General features: G+C 70.4%; 21 protein-coding genes. 15 read left to right on the forward strand and 6 right to left on the reverse strand.

All coding sequences use genetic code 11. From position 1 onward, the window contains the following. Positions 1–27: 27 nt before the first annotated feature. Positions 28–1,299 carry a glycosyltransferase family 4 protein gene (locus FHX60_RS16325; RefSeq protein WP_183283922.1) on the reverse strand — a complete coding sequence of 424 codons (1,272 nt, stop codon included), beginning with the start codon at positions 1,297–1,299 and terminating at the stop codon, positions 28–30. A 392-nt stretch (positions 1,300–1,691) separates the two neighbouring features. On the opposite strand from FHX60_RS16325, the gene FHX60_RS16330 reads away from it, so the two are divergent. The 8 genes from FHX60_RS16330 (at position 1,692) to FHX60_RS16365 (ending at position 9,833) form a co-directional block, all read left to right on the forward strand. Continuing rightward, on the forward strand, positions 1,692–2,204 hold the full coding sequence (locus FHX60_RS16330) for a hypothetical protein (protein ID WP_112773650.1): 513 nt from the start codon (positions 1,692–1,694) through the stop codon (positions 2,202–2,204). Positions 2,205–2,387: 183 nt separating this feature from the next. Next, entirely contained in the window at positions 2,388–3,158 is a 771-nt protein-coding gene (locus FHX60_RS16335) for an SDR family oxidoreductase (RefSeq protein WP_112773649.1), read from the forward strand. Continuing rightward, the gene (locus FHX60_RS16340; protein WP_183283923.1) at positions 3,155–3,796 is read left to right on the forward strand and encodes a D-glycero-alpha-D-manno-heptose-1,7-bisphosphate 7-phosphatase; all 642 of its coding nucleotides are present in this window, start codon (positions 3,155–3,157) and stop codon (positions 3,794–3,796) included. Before FHX60_RS16335 ends, FHX60_RS16340 begins: the two co-directional genes overlap by 4 nt. Then, entirely contained in the window at positions 3,793–5,031 is a 1,239-nt protein-coding gene (locus FHX60_RS16345; RefSeq protein WP_183283924.1) for a glycosyltransferase family 9 protein, read from the forward strand. The genes FHX60_RS16340 and FHX60_RS16345 overlap by 4 nt, the downstream gene beginning before the upstream one ends. Beyond that, on the forward strand, positions 5,012–6,793 hold the full coding sequence (locus FHX60_RS16350; protein WP_183283925.1) for a carbamoyltransferase family protein: 1,782 nt from the start codon (positions 5,012–5,014) through the stop codon (positions 6,791–6,793). The genes FHX60_RS16345 and FHX60_RS16350 overlap by 20 nt, the downstream gene beginning before the upstream one ends. After that, the gene (locus FHX60_RS16355; protein ID WP_183283926.1) at positions 6,759–7,766 is read left to right on the forward strand and encodes a glycosyltransferase family 2 protein; all 1,008 of its coding nucleotides are present in this window, start codon (positions 6,759–6,761) and stop codon (positions 7,764–7,766) included. Before FHX60_RS16350 ends, FHX60_RS16355 begins: the two co-directional genes overlap by 35 nt. 125 nt (positions 7,767–7,891) lie before the next feature. Beyond that, the gene (locus FHX60_RS16360) at positions 7,892–8,893 is read left to right on the forward strand and encodes a glycosyltransferase family 9 protein (RefSeq protein WP_243419794.1); all 1,002 of its coding nucleotides are present in this window, start codon (positions 7,892–7,894) and stop codon (positions 8,891–8,893) included. Next, the gene (locus tag FHX60_RS16365; protein ID WP_092307949.1) at positions 8,886–9,833 is read left to right on the forward strand and encodes a glycosyltransferase; all 948 of its coding nucleotides are present in this window, start codon (positions 8,886–8,888) and stop codon (positions 9,831–9,833) included. The genes FHX60_RS16360 and FHX60_RS16365 overlap by 8 nt, the downstream gene beginning before the upstream one ends. Before the next feature lie 16 nt (positions 9,834–9,849). Here the strand turns inward: FHX60_RS16365 and FHX60_RS16370 are convergent, their stop codons facing one another. Continuing rightward, positions 9,850–10,299, reverse strand: a complete 450-nt coding sequence (locus FHX60_RS16370) for a hypothetical protein (protein ID WP_112773908.1) — start codon at positions 10,297–10,299, stop codon at positions 9,850–9,852. 73 nt (positions 10,300–10,372) lie between these two features. Next, on the reverse strand, positions 10,373–11,113 hold the full coding sequence (locus FHX60_RS16375; protein ID WP_243419793.1) for a recombinase family protein: 741 nt from the start codon (positions 11,111–11,113) through the stop codon (positions 10,373–10,375). A gap of 260 nt (positions 11,114–11,373) precedes the next feature. Here FHX60_RS16375 and FHX60_RS16380 point away from each other — a divergent pair, with 260 nt between their 5' ends. Then, positions 11,374–11,841 (forward strand): hemerythrin domain-containing protein, encoded by a 468-nt coding sequence (locus FHX60_RS16380; protein ID WP_092307953.1) that lies wholly within the window; start codon positions 11,374–11,376, stop codon positions 11,839–11,841. Positions 11,842–11,982: 141 nt separating this feature from the next. Next, positions 11,983–12,312, forward strand: coding sequence for a ferredoxin FdxA (fdxA, locus tag FHX60_RS16385; protein WP_183283927.1), 330 nt, complete (start codon positions 11,983–11,985; stop codon positions 12,310–12,312). On the opposite strand, the gene FHX60_RS16390 is transcribed toward fdxA, so the two are convergent. Then, positions 12,309–13,409: a substrate-binding domain-containing protein gene (locus FHX60_RS16390; RefSeq protein ID WP_112773642.1), complete on the reverse strand. Its 1,101-nt coding sequence runs from the start codon at positions 13,407–13,409 to the stop codon at positions 12,309–12,311. The two genes, fdxA and FHX60_RS16390, sit on opposite strands and share 4 nt — an antisense overlap. A 160-nt stretch (positions 13,410–13,569) precedes the next feature. On the opposite strand from FHX60_RS16390, the gene FHX60_RS16395 reads away from it, so the two are divergent. From FHX60_RS16395 to FHX60_RS16415, 5 genes are read left to right on the forward strand one after another with little or no spacing between them, the layout of a single operon-like run. Further along, positions 13,570–14,109: a formate dehydrogenase subunit gamma gene (locus FHX60_RS16395; RefSeq protein WP_112773641.1), complete on the forward strand. Its 540-nt coding sequence runs from the start codon at positions 13,570–13,572 to the stop codon at positions 14,107–14,109. Next, entirely contained in the window at positions 14,106–15,668 is a 1,563-nt protein-coding gene (locus tag FHX60_RS16400) for a formate dehydrogenase beta subunit (RefSeq protein WP_183283928.1), read from the forward strand. The genes FHX60_RS16395 and FHX60_RS16400 overlap by 4 nt, the downstream gene beginning before the upstream one ends. A gap of 30 nt (positions 15,669–15,698) precedes the next feature. After that, positions 15,699–18,578, forward strand: coding sequence for a formate dehydrogenase subunit alpha (gene fdhF, locus FHX60_RS16405; protein WP_183283929.1), 2,880 nt, complete (start codon positions 15,699–15,701; stop codon positions 18,576–18,578). A 15-nt stretch (positions 18,579–18,593) separates the two neighbouring features. Continuing rightward, complete coding sequence (gene fdhD / locus FHX60_RS16410) at positions 18,594–19,469, forward strand: formate dehydrogenase accessory sulfurtransferase FdhD (protein ID WP_183283930.1); 876 nt, start codon at positions 18,594–18,596, stop codon at positions 19,467–19,469. Continuing rightward, positions 19,466–19,690 (forward strand): formate dehydrogenase subunit delta, encoded by a 225-nt coding sequence (locus FHX60_RS16415; protein WP_018008943.1) that lies wholly within the window; start codon positions 19,466–19,468, stop codon positions 19,688–19,690. The genes fdhD and FHX60_RS16415 overlap by 4 nt, the downstream gene beginning before the upstream one ends. A gap of 25 nt (positions 19,691–19,715) precedes the next feature. On the opposite strand, the gene FHX60_RS16420 is transcribed toward FHX60_RS16415, so the two are convergent. Together FHX60_RS16420 and FHX60_RS16425 are read right to left on the reverse strand one after the other, a co-directional pair. Further along, a complete protein-coding gene (locus FHX60_RS16420; protein ID WP_112773637.1) occupies positions 19,716–20,411 on the reverse strand; it encodes a transglycosylase domain-containing protein in 696 nt (231 codons plus the stop codon). A 43-nt stretch (positions 20,412–20,454) separates the two neighbouring features. Next, positions 20,455–21,984 (reverse strand): DASS family sodium-coupled anion symporter, encoded by a 1,530-nt coding sequence (locus FHX60_RS16425; RefSeq protein WP_183283931.1) that lies wholly within the window; start codon positions 21,982–21,984, stop codon positions 20,455–20,457. Between the last annotated feature and the right edge of the window lie 40 nt (positions 21,985–22,024).

A 22,024-nucleotide genomic window follows, 5' to 3' on the forward strand; every position in this document is an offset into this window, starting at 1 on the left:
TCGTGCGGGCTGGCCGCTGCGCCCGCATCAGGCCGCGACACGGCGGGCCCCGGCCTGCAGCGCCGGCGCGCCGGCGCACACGCGCGCATAGACCGCCTCCATCTGCCGGGCCACGCCGGCCCAGGTGAAATGCGCCTGCGCGCGGCGCCGGCCGGCTTCGCCCAGCCTGCGCGCCAGCGCGGGGTTGGCGGCCAGCTGTGCCAGCCGCGCCGCCAGCGCCGCCGGCGCCTTGGGCGGCACCAGGAAGCCGGTGTGTCCGTCCACCACGGTGGAGCGAATGCCGCCGACGTCGGCGCCGATCACCGGCGCGCCGCACGCCATCGCCTCCACCGGCGTGATGCCGAACGGCTCGTACCACGGCGTGGTCACGAAGACATCGGCGGCGCTGTAGAACAGGCGCAGGGTGTCGCGCCCGCGCCGGCCGGTAAACACCACGCGTTCGGCCACGCCCTCGGCGCTGGCCACGTCCTGCAGCCGGCCGATTTCAGGCGTGGCCTGCACGCTCGGCTGCTCGGCGTTGCCGCCGACCACGTACAGGGTGGCGTCGAGGCCGGTGTCGCGGCGCAGGCAGCCCAGCGCACGGATCACGTTGTCGATGCCCTTGCGCGGCACCAGCCGGCCCAGCTGCAGCACGCGGAAGCCATGCTGCGGCCAGCCCAGTGCGCGCCGCGCCGCGTCGCGCGGCACCGGCGCGAACTCGGCCGCGTCGAAGCCGCACGGCACGGTCTGCACGCGCGCGGGATCGGCGCCGTAGAGGTTGACGAGGTCGTCCAGGTCCTGCGGACATTCCGCCACCACGCAGTCGGCCTCGCGCACCAGCGTGTCCTCGATGCCGAAGCGGTCGTCCGGGAAGCCGTCGGTGCTGCCCTGGTGCAACCTGCGCACCTTGCCCAGCGCATGGAAGGTCATCACCAGCGGGATGCCGAGCGTGTGGCGCGCGCGCAGCGCTGCCAGCCCGGACATGAAGAAGTTGGCATGAAGCACGTCGTAGCCGGTGGCATCGCCGCGCACGAAGTCGGCCAGGAACGCGCCGAAGTCCTCCATATAGGGCAGCAGCTGTTCCTTGGGGATCTGCACCGGCGGCCCGGCGGTGACGTGGATCACGCGCACGTTGGGTGCGAAGGCCACCACCTCGGGCAGCAGCGCCTTGTCGCGCCGCGTAAAGATATCGACCTGGTAGCCGCGACTGCCAAGCTGCCTTGCAAGATGCGCCACATAGATGTTCTGCCCGCCGCAGTCGGTGCTGCCGACACTGGCGAGTGGCGAGGCATGTTCGCTGATCAGCGCGATCTTGCGCATGGTGGGCCTCCGGTGTTTTGCGCTCGTGCCTGCCACGCGGACAGGGGTCGGGGAGGTGGTGGCCCCTGCAGCTAGTGTGCCAGTGCGACGCCGGCTGCCATGCCCTCCGCGCCTTCGCACAGGGAACCGATGGAGAAGCGATATAGCGGTTCTCGCCCGCCATGCGGGACCGCATAGCGCCGAGGACGCACCAGCGGCGGCGCTCGCGCTTTGGTCATTCTTACGCCGCCCCTTTGTAATTTGCGCTTACGGATCTTTCATATGTGGACCCGCGTCGCGCAGCGTTGCAACCGGCCCAATGTTTGCTGCGTCGATGGCGCTCATGCAGGCCTTGCTGCACGCGCTGCCGCAGTGGCCTGCCGTTCAACCATCGATTGGAGTTGCCCATGCCAATGACCCCCGATGCGGGCCAGCCGTCCCGCGCCTCCCACGCCGGCGCCAGCCGCTTCAGCGATCCCGCCGCGGCACGGCGCGCGGTCGAGCTGGCGTTGCCGATGCTGCAGGCCTCGCTGCGCGACAAGGCCGTCGGCGAAAGCGGCTGCATGCATGTGGTCGTGATGGATCCGACGCTGCAGCCCGGCGATTGCGCCTTCGAGGAAGCGATCCTCTATGAGCATTCGCTGCCGTCGCGCGAGGCCTGGGATGCGGACTACAGCCGCTATGCGCGCGCCAAGGCCAGCCTGAGCTGGCGCACCGGCATGGCCAGTGCGCAGGTGGTCCACTGCAGCCCGCACCGGCTGCGCAGCGATGACACGCTGCTCGGCGGCGCCGCCGTGGTCGATGGCATCGTGGTCGCCGTCAGCGGGGCCAATGCCTGGTACGACGAGGCCTTTGCCGGTTGCGTGGCGATGCTGCTGCGGGCCGTGGCGCAAGGCGCGTGCGTGCAGGCACAGCCGGCTGGCTGATGGCGGCGCCCGCGCGTTCGCCTGACGGTTGGCACACATTTCGCACCGGCAGCAAGCCTGCGTACCAGGGGTGCCTGTCCGGGACGCAGCGTGCCCATGCCGCCAAGGCACCAGTGCCGATGTCCGATGCGTTGTCCGAATCACCATCGACCACACACCACCCGATCGCCAAGGAAGCCAATCATGCAGACTTCGCAGCCCCCGCGCCCTGCCGCGCACTCCGACACCACCGATCCGCTGCTCGACCGCACCTATCTCGTCAGTGGCGCGGGCAGGGGACTGGGCGCCGCGATTTGCCGCACGCTGAGCGCGGCCGGCGCGGCCGTGATCGTGGCCGATATCGACGACAAGCTCGCCCACGACAGCGCCGGCGAGCTGGCCGAGGCCGGCGCGCAGGCGTGGCCGCTGCACCTGGATGTCTCCGACCCCGCTTCCGTGCGCGCCGCCTTCGAGTCGCTGCGCGCGCGCGGCGGGCGCCTCGACGGCATCGTCAACAACGCCGCCATCGACATCACGCTGCCGGTGGACGAGGTCGATGCCGAGACCTGGCGCAAGGTGCTGATGGTCAACCTGTACGGCCCCTACCTGATGGCGCATGCCGCCGTGCCGGTGCTGAAGGCGCAGGGTGGGGGGCATATCGTCAACATCGCCTCGACCGCGTCGAAGCGCGCGTGGCCCAATGCCTCCGCCTACCACGCCACCAAGTGGGGCCTGCTCGGCTTCTCGCACGCGCTGCATGCGGAACTGCGGCCGCACGGGATCAAGGTGTCGGCGATCGTCGCGGGCGGCATGCGCACGCCGTTCCTGCTCGACCGCTTTCCCGACATCGACCAGGGCAACCTGCAGGATCCGGCCAATGTCGCCAACGCGGTGCGCTTCGTGCTGACGCAGCCGGAAGAAACCGTGATCCCGGAGGTGATGGTGCTGCCCATGAAGGAGACCTCGTGGCCATGAGCCTCGCCCCCGCGCTCCGGGCGGCCGTGCTGCTGGACAAGGACGGCACGGTGCTGCACGACGTCCCCTACAACGTCGATCCGGCGCGCATGCGGCTTGCGCCAGGCGCGGCCGCCGCGCTGCGGCTGCTGGGCGGCCTGGGCCTGCCGCTGCTGGTGGTGACGAACCAGCCCGGGGTGGCCCATGGACTGCATACCGAGGCCGAACTGGTGCCGGTGCGCGAACGGCTGGCGGCCATGTTTGCCGAGCATGGCGCGGCGCTGAGCGGCTTCCTGTATTGCCCGCATCATCCGGAAGGGCAGGTGGCGCCCTACGCGCGCGCGTGCCCGTGCCGCAAGCCCATGCCCGGGCTGCTGCTGCAGGCGGCCGCGGCATGGCGGCTCGACCTGGCGCGGTCCTGGATGATCGGCGACATCCTCAACGACGTCGAGGCCGGCAACCGCGCCGGCTGCACCACCGTGCTGGTCGACTGCGGCAACGAGACCGAGTGGCAGCTGTCGCCCGCGCGCCAGGCCGATTACGTAGTGCCCACGCTTGACGCCGCCGCGCGCCTGGTGGTTGCGCGCGCCCGCAGCGCGGACCATGCCGGCGCGGCAGCCTCGACGGGCGCGTCACCATGCCGTGCGGAGGCGCCATGAACTGGCAATCCGCGCGCAGCGTGCTGTGCGTGCGCCTCGACAACATGGGCGACGTGCTGATGAGCACGCCGGCGATGCAGGCCCTGGCCGATGCGGCGCCGGGCCGCCGGCTGACGCTGCTGACTTCGCACAGCGCGGCGGCCCTGGCGCCGCACCTGCCGATGGTCAGCCGCGTGCTGGCCTGGGACGCGCCCTGGGCCAGGCATGCCGGAGACCAGGCGGCAGCACCGGCGCCCGGGCCGGAGATCGCCGCGTGCGCGCGCTGGCTGGCGCGCTTCCGCTTCGACGCGGCCGTGATCTTTACCGTCTACAGCCAGAGCCCCTTGCCCGCCGCGGTGTTGTGCGCGCTGGCGGGCATTCCGCTGCGGCTGGCCTGCTGCCGCGAGAACCCGTACACGTTGCTGAGCGACTGGGTCCCCGACACCGAGCCGGGCACGCAGCCGGGCCAGCGTCCGCGCCACGAGACGCAGCGCCAGCTCGACCTGGTGGCGCAAGTGGGAGCGATCCCGCGCGACACGCGCCTGCGTTTTCGCGTGCTGGCGTCGGACCGCACCGCGGTCGCGGGGCGCCTGGCCGCGATCCGTGCCGGGCGCAGCGGGCCGGTGGTAGTGGTGCATCCCGGCGCCAGCGCGCCGTCGCGGCGCTGGCCGCCGGCGCGCTTTGCCCAGGTGGCGCACGCGCTGGCGGTGAAGGCCGGCGCGCACGTGCTGGTGACCGGCGATGCCGCCGAGCAAGACATCGTGCGCGCGGTCTGCGCCGCCGCCGGCCATGCGCGCGTGGTGCCGCTCGCCGGCGCCTTGCGCCTGGGCGAAATGGGCGCATTGCTGGAAGCCGCCGACCTGCTGGTGTCGAACAACACCGGGCCGGTCCACCTGGCCGCCGCGCTGGGCACGCCGGTGGTGGACCTGTACGCGCTGACCAACCCGCAGCACACGCCCTGGCAGGTGCCGCACCGCACGCTGTTTGCCGATGTGCCGTGCCGCTATTGCTACAAGAGCATGTGCCCGCAGGGACACCATCGCTGCCTGGAAGACGTGCCGGCCGCGCACGCGGTGCAGGCCGCGCTGGCGCTGCTGGGCGATCCGGACAGCATGCCCGCGGTCGAGCTGCCCTGGCCGGGCGCGCTCGCCGCCGCGGCGCCCCGGCAGTCCGACGCCGGGCCGGCCATGACTGAAGGCAATCCCATCCGCCACATCCCCCACGACGAGGCAGACCATGTACACCCTTGGCATTAACGCCGCCTACCATGACTCCGCCGCCTGCCTGGTGCGTGATGGCGCGGTCATCGCCGCGGCGGAGGACGAGCGCTTTACCCATATCAAGCACGGCAAGCGCCCGGTGCCGTTCACGGCTTGGGAGCTGCCGTTCCACGCCATCGACTATTGCCTGGGCGAAGCCGGCATCGCGCTGCGCGAAGTCGACCATGTCGCCTACGCCTTCGACCCCGCGCTGATGCTGGGTGCGCGCCGGCATGACGCCACCGTGACGCTGCCGCTGGAGCCATCGGCGCAAGGCGCGCCCGGCGGGCACGAGTCGCCGTGGGATCCGCTGTTCCTGTCGTACGTGGTCAACGCGCCGCGGCAACTGGCCAGCGGCGCGCCGCACCACCTGGCCGCGCGCTTTCGCGGCGTGCGCCACGACGGGCCGTTCCGCTGGCATTTCGTCGAGCACCACATGGGGCATGAAGCCAGCGCCTTCTTGGCGGCGCCGTTCGCGCGCTGCGCGGTGCTGACCATGGATGGCCGCGGCGAGCGTGCCACCACCAGCTACGGCGTGTTCGACGGCAAGGAATACCGGCGCATCAAGCAGATCGACCTGCCGGACTCGCTCGGCCTGCTGTACGAACGCGTCACGCGCCACCTGGGCTTCCTGCATTCGTCGGACGAGTACAAGGTGATGGCGCTGGCCTCCTACGGCAAGCCCGCGCATCTCGGCGTGTTCCGCGACATGGTCCGGCGCGATGCCGAAGGCGGCTACCGCGTGGCGCAGCCCGACCTGGAAGCCCTGCTGGGCCCGCCGCGCCAGCGCGGCGAGGCCTTCGGCGCGGCGCATTTCGATATCGCGCGCTCGCTGCAGGAGGTGCTGGAGGAAACCGTGGTCGGCATGACCACCTGGCTGGCCGAGGCCAGCGGCGAACGGCAGCTGGCCATGGCCGGCGGCGTGGCGCTGAACTGCGTGATGAACGCGCGCGTGCGCGACCAGAGCCCGTTCGACGAGGTCTGGGTGCAGCCCGCCGCCGGCGATGCCGGCACCGCGCTGGGCGCGGCGCTGTGGATCGACTTCCTGCAACGCGGACGTCCGGCGCGGCAATGGTCGATGGAACATGCCTACCTGGGGCCGGCGTATGGCGAGGACGAGATCGCGGCCTTCCTCGACTGGGCCAAGCTGCCTTACCGCCGGCTCGACGACCTGGCCGGGCAGACCGCCGAGCTGCTGGCGCAGAACAAGATCATCGGCTGGTTCCAGGGCCGCATGGAATTCGGCCCGCGCGCGCTGGGCGCGCGCTCGATCCTGGCCTCGCCGATCGATCCCGGCATGCAGCAGCGGCTGAACCAGATCAAGGACCGCGAAGACTTCCGCCCGGTGGCGCCGGTGGTGATGCAGGAGCGCGCGCCGGACTGGTTCAGCGCGGCCAAGCCCGGCCGCGGCGAAGCGCCGTTCATGCTGTTTATCTACGACGTGCGCCCCGAGCAGGCGGCGCGCATCCCCGCGGTCTGCCACGTCGACGGCACCGCGCGCGTGCAGACCGTGCGGCGCGAGCAGAACCCGGCCTACTACGACTTGCTGGCCGCGTTCGAGCAACGCACCGGCGTGCCGATCCTGGTCAACACCTCGTTCAACACGCGCGGCGAGCCCATCGTGTGCACGCCGCGCGATGCGGTCGAGTGCTTCTGGACCTCGCCGCTGGACGCGCTGGTGATCGGCCCGTTCCTGCTGGAAAAGCCCTCCGCCGAAGGCGCCCATGGACAGACGGGAGGCGCGCATGGGCAGGCCTGAGCCAAGCGTCTCGGTGGTCGTGCCCACCTGGCGCCGGCCGGCGCTGCTGGCGCGCTGCCTGCAGGCGCTGTGCGCACAGCGCCTGCCCGCGCAGGCGTACGAGATCATCGTGGCCGACGATGGCTGCGAGGCCCGCATCGAACGGCTGGTGGCGCTGATGGCCGCGCAGCATCCGCAGCATGCGCTGCGCTATGTGCCGGTGCCGGGCACGCAGGGGCCGTCGGGCGCGCGCAATGCGGGCTGGCGCCGCGCGCGCGCGTCCGTGATTGCCTTTACCGACGACGACACCGTGCCGGATCCGGGCTGGCTCGAAGCGGGCTGCGCCGCGCTTGCGGACCAGCCGGAGTGCTGCGCGGTGGCCGGCACCGTGCACGTGCCGCTGCCGGCGCGCCCCACTGACCACGAGCGCGATACCGGCGGCCTTGCGCACGCCGAGTTCGTCACCGCCAACTGCTTCGTGCGGCGCGACGCGCTGCTGCGCATCGGCGGCTTCGACGAGCGCTTCACGCGCGCATGGCGCGAGGATTCGGACCTGCAGTTCCGCCTGATGCAGCAGGTCTGCCCGGTGGGCCGCGCGCCCGCGGCCGTGGTGGCGCATCCGGTGCGGCCTGCCGCCTGGGGCAGCAGCGTGGCGGCGCAGGCCAAGGTGTACTTCGACGCGCTGCTGTACAAGAAGCATCCGCGCCTGTACCGGCAACGCATCCGCCGCGTGCCGCCCTGGCATTACTACGTGACGGTGCTGGCGCTGCTGGCCGTGCCGATCGCATGGCTGGCGGGCGCGCCCGCCGTGGCCGCGGCGGCGGGCCTGCTGTGGCTCGGATTTACCGCGGCATTCTGCGCGCGGCGCCTGCGCGGCGCGGCGCTGACGCCGGCGCATGTGGCCGAGATGGCGTTTACCTCGATGCTGATACCGCCGTTGTCGCTGTACTGGCGGCTGCGCGGCGCGCTGGCCTTCCGGGTGGTGTTCCTGTGAGCGCATGCGTCGGGCCGCTCACGGCCTTGCCCCTCGCCCGGCATCCGCAGCATGCGGTGCGGCGCCGCGCGGCGCCGGCGCGGGTGCGGCGCATCGCCGTGTTCCGCGCGCTGCAGCTGGGCGACATGCTGTGCGCGGTACCAGCGCTGCGGGCGCTGCGCGCGGGCGAGCCCGATGCTCGCATCACGCTGATCGGCCTGCCCTGGGCACAGGAGTTCGTGTCGCGCTTCAGTGCGCTGGTGGATGACCTGATGGTGTTTCCCGGCGCACCGGGAATGCCCGAGCAACCTTGCGCCGAAGCGGCGGCGGGACCGTTCTATGCGGCCGCGCACGCGGCGCGCTTCGACCTGGCGATCCAGCTGCACGGCAGCGGCGCGCTGACCAACGCCGTGGTGCAGCGCCTGGGCGCCCGGCGCATGGCCGGCTTCTGTCCGGACCCCGCGGCGGCGCGCTGCAGCCGCGCCGGCGTGCTGGTGCCATGGCCGCAGGGCAACGAGGTCGAGCGGCTGCTGGCGCTGATGCAGGCGCTGGGCTATCCGTGCGCGGACCGCAGCCTGGCGTTTCCGCTGCGCCCGCTCGACCATGCCAGCTGGCGGCTGCTGGCCGCCGAGCACGGCCTGGTCGCCGGCGAATACGTCTGCCTGCACGCCGGCGCGCGCATGCTGTCGCGGCGCTGGCCGGTGGAGCGCTTTGCCGAGGCCGGGCGCGCGCTGCGGCGCCACTGGAAGGTGGTACTGACCGGCAGCCGCGACGAGGCCGCGCTGGTGGGGCAGCTGGCGCGGCGCTTGGGCAAGCCGGTGGTCAACCTGTGCGGGCAGACCGCGCTGGGCACACTGGCTGCGCTGATCCGCGATGCGCGCCTGCTGCTGTGCAATGACACCGGCGCCTCGCATATTGCCGCGGCGGTGGGCACGCCCAGCGTGGTGGTGTCCTGCGGCAGCGACAGCGCGCGCTGGGCGCCGCTCGACACCACGCTGCATCGCGTGCTGGCCGACCAGCCCGCATGCCGCCCGTGCATGCACCAGCGCTGCCCGCTCGCCGGGCACCCGTGCGCGTCGAATATCAGCGTGGCCAGCGTGGTGGAGGCCGCGCTGGCGCTGGCGGCTCAGGAGCGCGGCCATGGCTAGGCGACTACGCATTCTCACCTGGCACGTGCACGGGAACTACCTGTATTACCTGTCGCAGATCCCGCACGAGCTGTACCTGGTCACGCGCGATGACGGCACGCCCGGCTATGCCGGCGCCGGCGGCGCGTTGCCGTGGGGCGCCAACGTGCATGAGGTGCCTTATGACGCGGTCCCGGCCGGCCGCTTCGACTGCGTGCTGTACCAGCACCGCCACCATTACGAGCATGACCGCGTAGACCTGCTCAGCGCCGCGCAGCGCGCGCTGCCGGCGCTCTACCTGGAACACGATCCGCCGCAGGAACACCCGACCAACACGCGCCACCCGGTCCAGGATCCGTCGATGCTGCTGGTGCACGTGACCCCGTTCAACGCGCTGATGTGGGACAGCGGCGTCACGCCCTGCCGCGTGATCGAGCACGGCGTGCTGGTCGACGAGGCGGTGCGCTACAGCGGCGAACTGGCGCGCGGCATCAGCGTGGTCAACCACCTGTCGCGGCGCGGCCGCCGGCTCGGCGCGGACCTGTTCGCGCGCGTGCGCGAGCAGGTGCCGCTGGACCTGGTCGGCATGGCGGCGCAGGAGGCGGGCGGGCTGGGCGAGGTGGCCAACCCCGACCTGGCGGCGTTCGTCGCGCGCTATCGCTTCTTCTTCAACCCGATCCGCTACACCAGCCTGGGGCTGGCGGTGGTGGAGGCGATGATGCTAGGGGTGCCGGTGGTGGGCCTGGCCACGACCGAACTGGCCACGGTGATCCAGAGCGGCAACAACGGCTATGTCGATACGCGCATCGAGGTGCTGGTCAGCGTGATGCGCGAACTGCTCGACGATCCGGAACTGGCGCGGGTGTGGGGGGAACGCGGCTGCCGGGTGGCGCGCGAGCGCTTCGGCATCGGCCGCTTCGTGGCGGAGTGGGACGAGACGCTGCGCGCGGTCTGCGCGTGACCGCCACACGCGCCGGCTAGCCCGGCTCGCCGTTGTTGCCGCCGTGCAGCCGCGCGCGGCTGCCTGACGATGCCGTGCAGCACACCAGATAGTACGCACGCTTGAACTGCAGCGCGGCTTCCAGCCTGCGGCCCTCGGCGGCCTCGGCAAATGCCGCCTGCAGGCAGCGCGCGATGCTGTCGGCGGTGCCGCCTTGCTCGAACAGCCCGGGCGCGCGCTGCTCCCATAGCCGCATCAGCACGGCACGCCGCTGCGCCAGCGTATGCGGGGGCCAGGTGTGGTCGCGGCTGAGCAATTCCAGTCGCGTCGCCAGCAGCGTTTCAAGCAGCATGGTGGGCCGCGCGAAGCGCGCGGGCGGCGCGGGCTCGTGCGCGGCTGCCGCAGGGGACGACGCCGGCACGGCTGGCGCCGCCGTATCGACCAGCGCCGCGGGCAGGGGCGTGGCGTCGGGTGGGCGCATGGTCATGGCAGACAGCCGAAGGGTGCCAGGCATGCGGCCGCGCGCGATACCGCCGCGCGGCACGTTGCGACAGCGGGTTTCATTCCGTTGCCGCTTCGGTGGCGGATTCTTCGGCGTTGGCGATGGCCACGGCGGCCGCACGCTGCGCCATCGGCTCGGCGGCGCGGATGCGCAGCACGGTCTGGCGCGAGGTGCTGAAGCGCCGCGCGGTCTCGCTGACCGAATAGCCCGCCGACAGCGCGCTCAGGATGGCGTGGCGCTGCTCGGGCGTGTGCTTGGGCGGCCGGCCGACCTGGCGCCCCATGGCCTTGGCCGCGGCCAGGCTCTCGCGTACGCGCACGCTGCGCGTCGCGCCTTCCAGCGCGGCCACCGCGCGCAACACCTCGACCGCCTCGGGCGGCGTGGCGCTGGCCAGGTCGTCGCGCGACAGCTGCACGCAGTACAGCGCCACGCCCAGCAGGCGGAAGCGCCTGACCGTGGCGAGCACTTCGGGCACGCTCCAGCCGAGGCTGCACAGGCGCAATGCCACGACCGCGTCGCCGGGCTGGGCCTGGTGCTGCAGCGCGCGCAGGCGCGGGCGCTGCAACGCCGGCACCGAAGCCGGCGCGACTTCCCAGAATACGTGTTGCGGGTCGACGCCATAGCCGGCGGCGCTGGCGGCCTGCAGTTCATCCTGGACGGCCGACGGTGCATCGGCGCAATTCGAGTAGAGGAAGGTGGTCGGCATGATGGTGTCGGACGGCGCGGACGCCGTGCGCTGGTGATTCGGTTCGGACAGCGCGCGCTGCGGACAGCGGCTCTGTTCCGGCTTGCGGGTCATGCCGCAACTTTCATGCCGCGCGCTCCGCCTCGTGGCCGTGGCGGCGCAACGTTCTGCCGGCGCGGCCATGCGATGCGGGACCCAGGGCGTTGCCCCGCGCGCCGCCGCGGGCACAATTACAAGGCTTCGCGCAGGAATTGCAATGACTCGCAGGCCGGCCGCCCGCGCGCGCGCCACCGCGCTGGAGGTTGCGCGGGCACGGAACCTGCCTGCGTTGCGGGGCGAAGCCGCAGTGCCGGCTCCCCCACCAGGAGAAAACCGTGGACAAGTCGAAGATCCCCGCAGACCAGGCCGAGGCGCTCGGTGCCTTGATGGACGACCACCGCGCGGTCAAGAAGCAGTTCAAGGCGTTCAAGGACACCGACGACCGCGACGAGAAGGAGTCGATCGCGCTGGACGTGTGCCACCAGCTCACGGTGCACGCCACCATCGAGGAAGAAATCTTCTACCCGGCGTTGCGGGGCGTCAGCGACGAGATCGACGACATGCTGGACGAGGCCCAGGTCGAGCACCAGGTAGCCAAGGACCTGATCGCGGCGATCGAGGAAGACCCGGCCGGCGACATGCTCGAGGCCAACTACACAGTGCTGTCGGAATATGTCTCCCACCACATCGAGGAAGAGGAAGGCGAGCTGTTCAAGAACGTGATCAAGGAGAAGATCAACCTGCGCGACGTGGCGCAGGCCATGGCGGCGCGCAAGGAAGCGCTGATGCGCGAGACCGCCTGACGCGGCGGGCCAGGGCGGGGCGCGCGCGGCGCCCCGCCGCTTCAGCGGATTTGAAGGACTCGCACAAAGCCGGTGCCGCCCACGCGCGCCGGCCGGGCGTTAACATCGCGCACTGATTTCCCGCCGTGCCGTAACTGCCCCATGACCTTTGTCGTGACGGATGCCTGCATCCAGTGCCGCCATACCGACTGCGTCGAAGTCTGCCCGATGTCGTGCTTCCACGAAGGGCCGAACTTCCTTGCCATCGATCCCGACCAATGCATCGACTGCTCGATGTGCGTGCCGTTGTGCCCCGTCGGCGCGATCTATTCCGAGCATGACCTGCCGGAAGACCAGCGCCATTTCCTTGCGCTCAACGCCGAGCTGTCGCGACGGCCGGACTGGCTGCCGCTGATGCAGGCGAAGGGACCGCTGCCGGACCATGAGCCGTGGGCCGGCCATCCTGACCGGCTGTCGTTGCTGCAACGCTAGCGCGGCGGTGTGTCGCGGTAATCAGGGAAGGCTTCCGGCAAGGTCAGCACGGTGCCGGTCAGGGTGCCGTCATAGCCGGGCAGGGCATTGACGCGCTGGCGGAAGGCCTCGCTGGTCAGCGCCCCGACCGCGCCGGCCAGCGCCGCGCTGCGCAGCTTGGCGCGCTCGATGGCAAAGAAGTAGCGCTCCTTGATTACCGGCACGAAGGCCAGCCCGAAACGCCGCGCCGCGGTTTCCACGCCAAAGCCCACGTCGGCCATGCCGCTGCCGATGTACGCCGCCACCGCGGCGTGGGTGAATTCCCCATTGCTGTAGCCCTCGATGCGCGCACCGTCGATGCCGCGCGCCGCCAGCATCAGGTCCAGCAGCAGCCGCGTGCCCGAGCCGACCTGCCGGTTGACGAAGCGCACTTCGCGCCGGGTCAGGTCCTCGAGCGTATGGATGCCGAGCGGGTTGCCCGGGCGCACGAACAGGCCCTGGCTGCGCACCGCCAGGTGCACCAGGCAGTGGGTCTCGGGCTTGAGCCAGGTGGTGAAGTGGCGCCACATGCCATGCTCGAACTCGCCCACCGGCACATGGAAGCCGGCGATGTCGCAGGCGCCTTCGGCCAGCGCCGCCACGGCCTCGACGCTGCCGCAGTACTTCAGGTCGTGCCGCACCTGCTGCTCGTCGAGGAAGTCGCGCAGCGCCGCCACCGCGAAGCCGTGGCTGGCATGCAGCCGCGCCGTGGCCTCGGGCTGCGCCATCAGCTTCTTCAGCTCGATCTCCAGTTCGGACGCCAGGCTGTCCAGCGTCGGCGACAGCCGCGCGCCGATCCGCTTGCTGGCCCACACCAGCTGCTGCGCCAGCGGCGTCAGCGCGCTGCCGCGCCCGCGGGTCTTGTCGATCAGCGGACCGCCGAACAGCGCCTCGGCGTCGCGCAGGATGCCCCAGGCATAGCGGTACGACAGCGACACCGCCTGGGCCGACTGGCTGATGCTGCCGGATTCCCCGATATGGCCGAGCAGGGCCACCAGCCGCGACACGTCCAGCGGCCCGGTGCCGGGCCGGGCGTCGTCCCGGATTTGCAGGTGAGGTTGGATCGAGATGCGGATCATATGTAGAAAATAGCTTATTGAAGGGCCGCTGTCACTCCAATATAGTCCGCCTAACGGGCGAAACGGCGATCCGCTAGCCCGGAAATAGGAAAAAAATAGCATATAAGCGGGATCCGGCAGGCACTTCGGCCGGTCCTGGCGAGCCCTCACAGGAGACGCCATGCCAGACATCGCCCCCCACGCACCCCGTGCCCCCGGTGCCACGGCATCCGCCGATGCCGCGCACATCGCCGCCATCGTCGCGGCACGCCAGCACATGCCGGGCGCCTTGCTGCCGATCCTGCACGAGATCCAGGACACCCAGGGCTTTATCCCCGACACCGCCGTGCCCGTGATCGCCCGCGCCCTGAACCTGTCGCGCGCCGAGGTGCATGGCGTGATCACCTTCTACCATCACTTCCGCCAGCAGCCCGCAGGGCGCCACGTGGTGCAGGTGTGCCGCGCCGAGGCGTGCCAGGCGGTCGGCGCCGAGGCGTTGGCCGAGCACGCGCAGCGCGCGCTGGGCTGCGGCTTCCATGAAACCAGCGCGGACGGGCAGGTGACGCTGGAGCCGGTCTATTGCCTGGGCCAGTGCGCCTGCGGCCCGGCGGTGATGGTCGGCGAGCAGTTGCACGGCTATGTCGATGGCGCGCGCTTCGACGCGCTGGTGCGCGCGCTGCGCGCGTCGTCCACCCCGGCAAAAGCGGAGGCCCAGGCATGAGCACCGTCACCACCCTGTTCGTGCCGCGCGACTCCACCGCGCTGGCGCTGGGCGCCGACGAGGTCGCGCGCGCCATCGCCAGCGAAGCCGCCGCGCGCGGCGAGACCGTGCGCATCGTGCGCAACGGTTCGCGCGGCATGTTCTGGCTCGAGCCGCTGGTCGAGGTGCAGACCGCCGCCGGCCGCGTCGCCTACGGCCCGGTCAGCGCGGCCGACGTGCCGGGCCTGTTCGATGCCGGCCTGCTGCAGGGCGGTGCGCACGCGCTGGCGCACGGCCCGACCGACCAGATCCCGTTCCTGCAACGGCAGGAGCGCCTGACCTTCGCCCGCGTCGGCATCACCGACCCGCTGTCGCTGGACGACTACCGCGCGCACGAGGGCTACGCCGGCCTGGAGCGCGCGCTGGCCATGCAGCCCGCCGAGATCGTGCAGGAAGTCACCGACTCGGGCCTGCGTGGCCGCGGCGGCGCGGCGTTCCCGACCGGCATCAAGTGGAAGACGGTGCTCGGCGCCCAGTCCGCAATCAAGTACATCGTCTGCAATGCCGACGAGGGCGACTCGGGCACCTTCTCCGACCGCATGGTGATGGAAGACGATCCCTTCATGCTGATCGAAGGCATGACCATCGCCGGCCTGGCGGTGGGTGCGGAGCAGGGCTACATCTACTGCCGCTCCGAATACCCGCACGCGATCGCCGTGCTGGAAAGCGCGATCGGCATCGCCAGCGCCGCGGGCTGGCTCGGCGACGACATCCGCGGCAGCGGCAGGCGCTTCCACCTTGAAGTGCGCAAGGGCGCCGGCGCCTATGTCTGCGGCGAGGAAACCGCGCTGCTGGAGAGCCTGGAAGGCCGCCGCGGCGTGGTGCGCGCCAAGCCGCCGCTGCCGGCGCTGAAGGGCCTGTTCGGCCAGCCCACGGTGATCAACAACGTGATTTCGCTGGCCACGGTGCCGGTGATCCTGGCGCGCGGCGCGCAGTTCTACCGCGACTTCGGCATGGGCCGCTCGCGCGGCACGCTGCCGTTCCAGCTGGCCGGCAACATCCGGCACGGCGGGCTGGTGGAGAAGGCGTTCGGCGTCACGCTGCGCGAGCTGCTGGTCGACTACGGCGGCGGCACCCGCAGCGGCCGCGCGATCCGCGCGGTGCAGGTGGGCGGGCCGCTGGGCGCCTACCTGCCCGAGTCGCGCTTCGACGTGCCGCTGGACTACGAGGCCTATGCCGCGTTCGGCGGCGTGGTCGGCCACGGCGGCATCGTGGTGTTCGACGAGACCGTCGACATGGCCAGGCAGGCGCGCTACGCGATGGAGTTCTGCGCGATCGAATCGTGCGGCAAATGCACGCCGTGCCGGATCGGCTCGACCCGCGGCGTCGAAGTGATGGACCGCATTATTGCCGGCGAGCAGCCGGTGCGGCATGTGCAGCTGGTGCGCGACCTGTGCGACACCATGCTCAACGGCTCGCTGTGCGCGATGGGCGGCATGACGCCGTACCCGGTGCTGTCCGCGCTGAACGAATTCCCCGAGGACTTCGGCCTCGCATCCAATCCGGCCAGGGCCGCCTGAGCCAGGCAGAGACACGGGAGACCAACCGCCATGAACGCCCGCAACGACATTGATTTCGGCACACCCGCCAGCCCCTCGACCGACATGGTCACCCTGGAGGTCGACGGCGTCAGCGTCACCGTGCCGGCCGGCACGTCGGTGATGCGCGCCGCGATGGAGGCGCAGATCGCCGTACCCAAGCTGTGCGCCACCGACAGCCTGGAAGCCTTCGGCTCGTGCCGGCTGTGCCTGGTCGAGATCGAAGGGCGGCGCGGCTATCCGGCCTCGTGCACCACGCCGGTGGAAGCCGGCATGAAGGTGAAGACCCAGAGCGACAAGCTCGCCGACCTGCGCCGCGGCGTGATGGAGCTGTATATCTCCGACCACCCGCTCGATTGCTTGACCTGCCCCACCAACGGCAACTGCGAACTGCAGGACATGGCCGGCGTGGTCGGCCTGCGCGAAGTGCGCTACAACGACGGCGGCCCGGCATCTGCGCCGATCGCGACGCACACGCAGATGAAGAAGGACGAATCCAATCCCTACTTCACCTACGATCCCTCCAAGTGCATCGTCTGCAACCGCTGCGTGCGCGCCTGCGAGGAAACGCAAGGCACCTTCGCGCTGACCATCAGCGGACGCGGCTTCGATTCCCGCGTCTCGCCCGGCACCAGCCAGTCGTTCATGGAATCGGACTGCGTCTCGTGCGGCGCCTGCGTGCAGGCCTGCCCGACCGCGACGCTGACCGAAACGTCCATCATCAAGCTGGGCCAGCCTTCGCACAGCACCGTGACCACCTGCGCCTATTGCGGCGTGGGCTGTTCGTTCAAGGCCGAGATGAAGGGCAATGAAGTGGTGCGCATGGTGCCGTACAAGGACGGCAAGGCCAACGAGGGTCACGCCTGCGTCAAGGGCCGCTTTGCCTGGGGCTACGCGACGCACAAGGACCGCATCCTCAAGCCGATGATCCGCGCGAAGATCACCGACCCGTGGCGCGAGGTGTCGTGGGAAGAGGCGATCGACTATGCCGCGTCGGAGTTCAAGCGCATCCAGGCGCAGCACGGCAAGGACTCGATCGGCGGTATCGTGTCGTCGCGCTGCACCAACGAAGAAGGCTACCTGGTGCAGAAGCTGGTGCGCGCCGCGTTCGGCAACAACAACGTCGACACCTGCGCGCGGGTGTGCCATTCGCCGACGGGCTACGGGTTGAAGCAGACGCTGGGCGAATCGGCGGGCACGCAGACCTTCAAGTCGGTCGAGAAGGCCGACGTGATCATGGTGATCGGCGCCAACCCGACCGACGGCCACCCGGTGTTTGCCTCGCGCATGAAGAAGCGCCTGCGTGCCGGCGCCAAGCTGATCGTGGTGGATCCGCGCCGCATCGACCTGGTCGATTCGCCGCATATCCGCGCGGATTTCCACCTGCAGCTGCGCCCGGGCACCAACGTCGCGCTGGTGACCTCGCTGGCGCACGTGATCGTCACCGAAGGGCTGCTCAACGAAGCCTTTATCGCCGAGCGCTGTGAGGACCGCGCGTTCCAGCAGTGGCGCGAATTTGTCGCGCTGCCGGAGAACTCGCCCGAGGCCATGGAGAGCGTCACCGGCATCCCCGCCGACCAGCTGCGCGGCGCGGCGCGCCTGTACGCCACCGGCGGCAACGCGGCGATCTACTACGGCCTGGGCGTGACCGAGCACGCGCAAGGCTCCACCACCGTGATGGGCATCGCCAACCTCGCCATGGCCACCGGCAATATCGGCCGCGAGGGCGTGGGCGTGAACCCGCTGCGCGGGCAGAACAACGTGCAGGGCTCCTGCGATATCGGCTCGTTCCCGCATGAGTTGCCGGGCTATCGCCACGTGTCGGACTCGACCGTGCGCGGCCTGTTCGAATCGGCGTGGAATGTCGAGATCAGCCCCGAGCCCGGCCTGCGCATTCCCAATATGTTCGAGGCCGCGCTGGCGGGCAGCTTCAAGGGCCTGTACTGCCAGGGCGAGGACATCGTGCAGTCGGACCCGAACACGCAGCACGTGTCCGAGGCGCTGTCGTCGATGGAATGCATCGTGGTGCAGGACATCTTCCTGAACGAGACCGCCAAGTACGCGCACGTGTTCCTGCCCGGCTCGTCGTTCCTGGAAAAGGACGGCACCTTCACCAACGCCGAGCGCCGCATCTCGCGCGTGCGCAAGGTGATGCCGCCCAAGGCGCGCTATGCCGACTGGGAGGCCACCATGCTGCTGGCCAATGCGCTCGGCTATCCGATGGACTACAAGCATCCGTCGGAAATCATGGACGAGATCGCGCGGCTGACGCCGACCTTCGCCGGCGTCAGCTACCAGCGCCTGGAACAGCTCGGCAGCATCCAGTGGCCGTGCAATGCCGACGCGCCGGAGGGCACGCCGACCATGCATATCGACGCCTTCGTGCGCGGCAAGGGCAAGTTCATCATCACCAAGTATGTGCCGACCACCGAGAAGGTCACGCGCGCCTTTCCGCTGGTCCTGACCACCGGGCGCATCCTGTCGCAGTACAACGTCGGCGCGCAGACGCGCCGCACCGACAACGTCTACTGGCATGCCGAAGACCGGCTGGAGATCCATCCGCACGATGCCGAAGAGCGCGGCATCAAGGACGGCGACTGGGTCGGGGTGCAGAGCCGTGCCGGCGACACCGTGCTGCGCGCGATCGTCAGCGAGCGCATGCAGCCGGGCGTGGTCTACACCACCTTCCACTTCCCGGAATCCGGCGCCAACGTGATCACCACCGACAACTCCGACTGGGCCACCAACTGCCCGGAGTACAAGGTGACCGCGGTGCAGGTGCTGCCGGTGGCGCAGCCGTCGGCGTGGCAGCGGGAGTACCGGGAGTTCAACACCCAGCAGCTGCAACTGCTGGAAGCCGCCAGCGCCGACCCGGCGCGGGCCGCGGGCTGAGCGGAGGACCACGCCATGATGCGCTGCATGCAGTCGCCGGAAGTCGATCCGGCCGCGGCGGAAGATGCCGCGGCCGCGACCCACAGCACCTTCGCGGTCAACCGCTGGCGCGGCGGCGAGCTGATGCTCAGTCCCGATGAGGTGGCTGAGGAAGTGCCGGTCGCGCTGGTGTACAACGGCATCTCGCACGCGGTGATGCTGGCCACGCCGGCCGACCTTGAAGATTTCGCGCTCGGGTTCAGCCTGAGCGAGGGCATCGTGGCCCGCGCCAGCGACGTCTATGACATCGAGATCGAGACCCGCGAGCACGGCATTTCCGTGCAGCTGGAGATCGCTTCGGAAGCCTTCATGCGGCTCAAGGACCGGCGCCGCTCGCTGGCCGGGCGCACCGGCTGCGGGCTGTGCGGCACCGAATCGCTGGAGCAGGTGATGCGCGCGCCGGCGCCGGTGCACAGCACGGCGAGCTTCCATACCGACGTGATCCAGGCCGCCTTCGTGCAACTGCAGCTGCGCCAGGCCTTGCAGCGCCATACCGGAGCGACCCACGCCGCCGCCTGGCTGCGCGCCGACGGCCATGTGTCGCTGGTGCGCGAGGACGTGGGCCGCCACAACGCGCTCGACAAGCTGGCCGGCGCGCTGGCCCGCGGCGGCGAGGACATCGCCGGCGGCGCGGTGCTGGTGACCAGCCGCGCCAGCTATGAAATGGTGCTGAAGGCCGCGGCGATCGGCGCCGGCGTGCTGGCGGCGGTGTCGGCCCCCACGGCGCTGGCGGTGCGCCTGGCCGAACAGGCCGGCATTACCCTGGCCGGCTTCGTGCGCGCCGGCGCGCACGTGGTCTATGCCCATCCGCAACGGCTGCAGCACGGCAGCACCCACGAGATCCTGGCATGAAGATCGATAACCTTGTCACCATGGCCAACCAGATCGGCAGCTTCTTCGAAGCCATGCCCGATCGCGAGGAGGCGGTCGCGGATATCGCCGGGCATATCAAGCGCTTCTGGGAACCGCGCATGCGCCGGGCCTTGCTGGGGCATGTCGATGCCGATGCCGGCAGCGGGCTGCTCGAAATCGTGCGGGAGGCGCTGGGCCGGCACCGCGCCATGCTCGAGTAGCAGGCACAGCGCTTGCCGGCGCGGCTCAGCGCAAGCGCAACGGCTCCAGCAGGGCGCCGTCGTACTCGCCGCGCGAAATCCGCCCCAGCTCCAGCATGCGTTGCAGAATATAGACCTGCCGCTGGCGCGCGCGCCGGGGATTGGCCACCGGGTTGTTCGCCGAGGGCGCCTTGGGCAGGCCCGCCAGCATCGCGCATTCGGCCAGCGTCAGCTGGTCCAGCCGCTTGCCGAAGTAGGTCCGCGCGGCATCGGCAAAGCCATAGGCGCCCTGTCCCAGGTAGATCTTGTTCAGGTACAGCTCGAGGATCTCGTCCTTGCTGAGAGCCTTTTCGATCCGGTAGGACAGCAGCACCTCGTACAGCTTGCGCGTATAGGTCTTCTCCCGCGACAGGTAGAAGTTGCGCGCGACCTGCATGGTGATGGTCGACGCGCCCTGCGACAGCTCGTCCGACAGGTTGGCGACGCCGGCGCGGATCACACCGACATAGTCGATGCCGTCATGCAGGTAGAAGCGTTCGTCCTCGATCGCCACCACTGCCTCGGTCAGCGCGCGCGGCATCCTGTCGATGGGCACGTAGTCCGGCGTGTCGCGGAAGGCGGTGAGGGCGTCGAGCGACGGCAGCTGCCGGTTGGCGGCGAGGATGGCGATGGCGGCCAGCAGCGCGCCGCCGATCGCGGCGAGCAGCAGCAGCTTGAGCAGGGCGGAGCAGAGGCGTTTCATGGCGCGTATTGTGCCAGCCGCCGCGCCGCCCGCGCGAGTCTGACTACACCCAGCCCAGCCAGCGCCAGTAGGTCGCGGCGAACAGCAGCATCATGGCGTAGCCGATGATCGTGACCGGGATGCCGATGCGCGCGAACTGCCGCCCGTTGAAGGTCTCGGTGCCCAGGCACACCATGTTCTGCGGCGCGTTGATCGGCAGGATAAAGCCGAAGCTGACGGTAAAGCCCAGCAGCATGGTGATGCCGACGCGGTTGATGTCGCCGGGCAGGGTCTGCAGCACCGAGATCAGGATCGGCAGCAGCGCCGCGGTCAGCGCGGTGGCGCTGGCGAAGCCCAGGTGGATCAGGATCAGGAAGGCCGACAGGATCGCAAACACCAGCAGCGCGCCATGCGCCGCCAGGCCCGAATGCGTGACCACGAACTGGCCCAGCCACTGCCCCGCCTGGGTCGACAGCAGCGCCGTGCCCAGGCTGATGCCGACCCCGAACACGATCAGCGTGCCCCACGGCGTGCGCTGCTGCATGGTCTTCCAGTCCATCACGCCCAGGCGCGGCAGCATCAGGATCACCAGCCCGACGAAGGTCACGGTGGCGGTGTCGAAGCTGTGCAGCTTGCCCTCGGTGGCCCAGCACAGCAGCAGGCCCAGCGACACCGCGGCCAGCCGCTTCTGCGGGCCGCTCATCGGGCCGAGCGCCGACAACTCGCGCTGCACCGCCTGCTTGCCGCCGGGAATGGCCTCGGTCTCGGCCGGCAGCAGCCAGCGCACCAGCACATAGAGCACCACCGACATCGCCGCCGCCCACGGCGCACCCGCGATCAGCCATTGCAGCCAGGTGATGCGCTCGCCGAGCAGCTTGTCCATGAAGCCGACCGTCAGCAGGTTCTGCGCGGCGGCGGTCTGGATGCCGACGTTCCAGATGCTGGTGGCCTGCGCCACCGTGATCATGATGCCGGCGGCGATATTGGACTTCTTGTCGACGCCGAACGCGGCGATCACGCCCATCATGATCGGCACCACGCAGGCGCTGCGCGCGGTGGCGCTGGGCACCACCAGGCTCAGCGCGATGGTGACCGCGATGGTGCCAATCAGGATGCGGCGCGTGCTGGTGCCGATTGCCGACAGCGTCACCAGCGCGATGCGTCGGTCGAGCCCGGTCACCGTCATCGCGGCGGAGATGAACAGTGCCGCGGCGACCAGCGCCAGCGCGGTATTGGAGAATCCGGCCAGCGCCATGCCCAGCGCCTTCGAGGTGCCGTACTGGACCGAGGGGTCGTTCACGGTCGGCGCAAAGCCGATCAGCGCGGCCATCAGCGAGGTGATCATGATGGCGCTGGCTTCGTACGACACCGCCTCGGTGATCCACACCACGATGGCGAACGCCAGGATCGCCAGCATGCGCTGGCCCGCAATGGTGAGCCCGTCGGGCTGCGGGATCGCCAGCACCGCGATCAGCGCGGCGGCGGCTGCGAACAGGCCCCAGTGCAGGGTTGGCTTGGGTGTGGCTGCGGGTGATGGTATGGCCGCGGCCGGGGCGGCAGGGGCAGGCGGCTGGGAGGCGGGAAGTTCTGGCATTGCCGACATTCCGTGTAGTTCGACCTGTCTGGAATTTTCC

Origin of the sequence: Cupriavidus alkaliphilus (assembly GCF_014191175.1) — a bacterium.
Taxonomy (GTDB): domain Bacteria; phylum Pseudomonadota; class Gammaproteobacteria; order Burkholderiales; family Burkholderiaceae; genus Cupriavidus; species Cupriavidus alkaliphilus.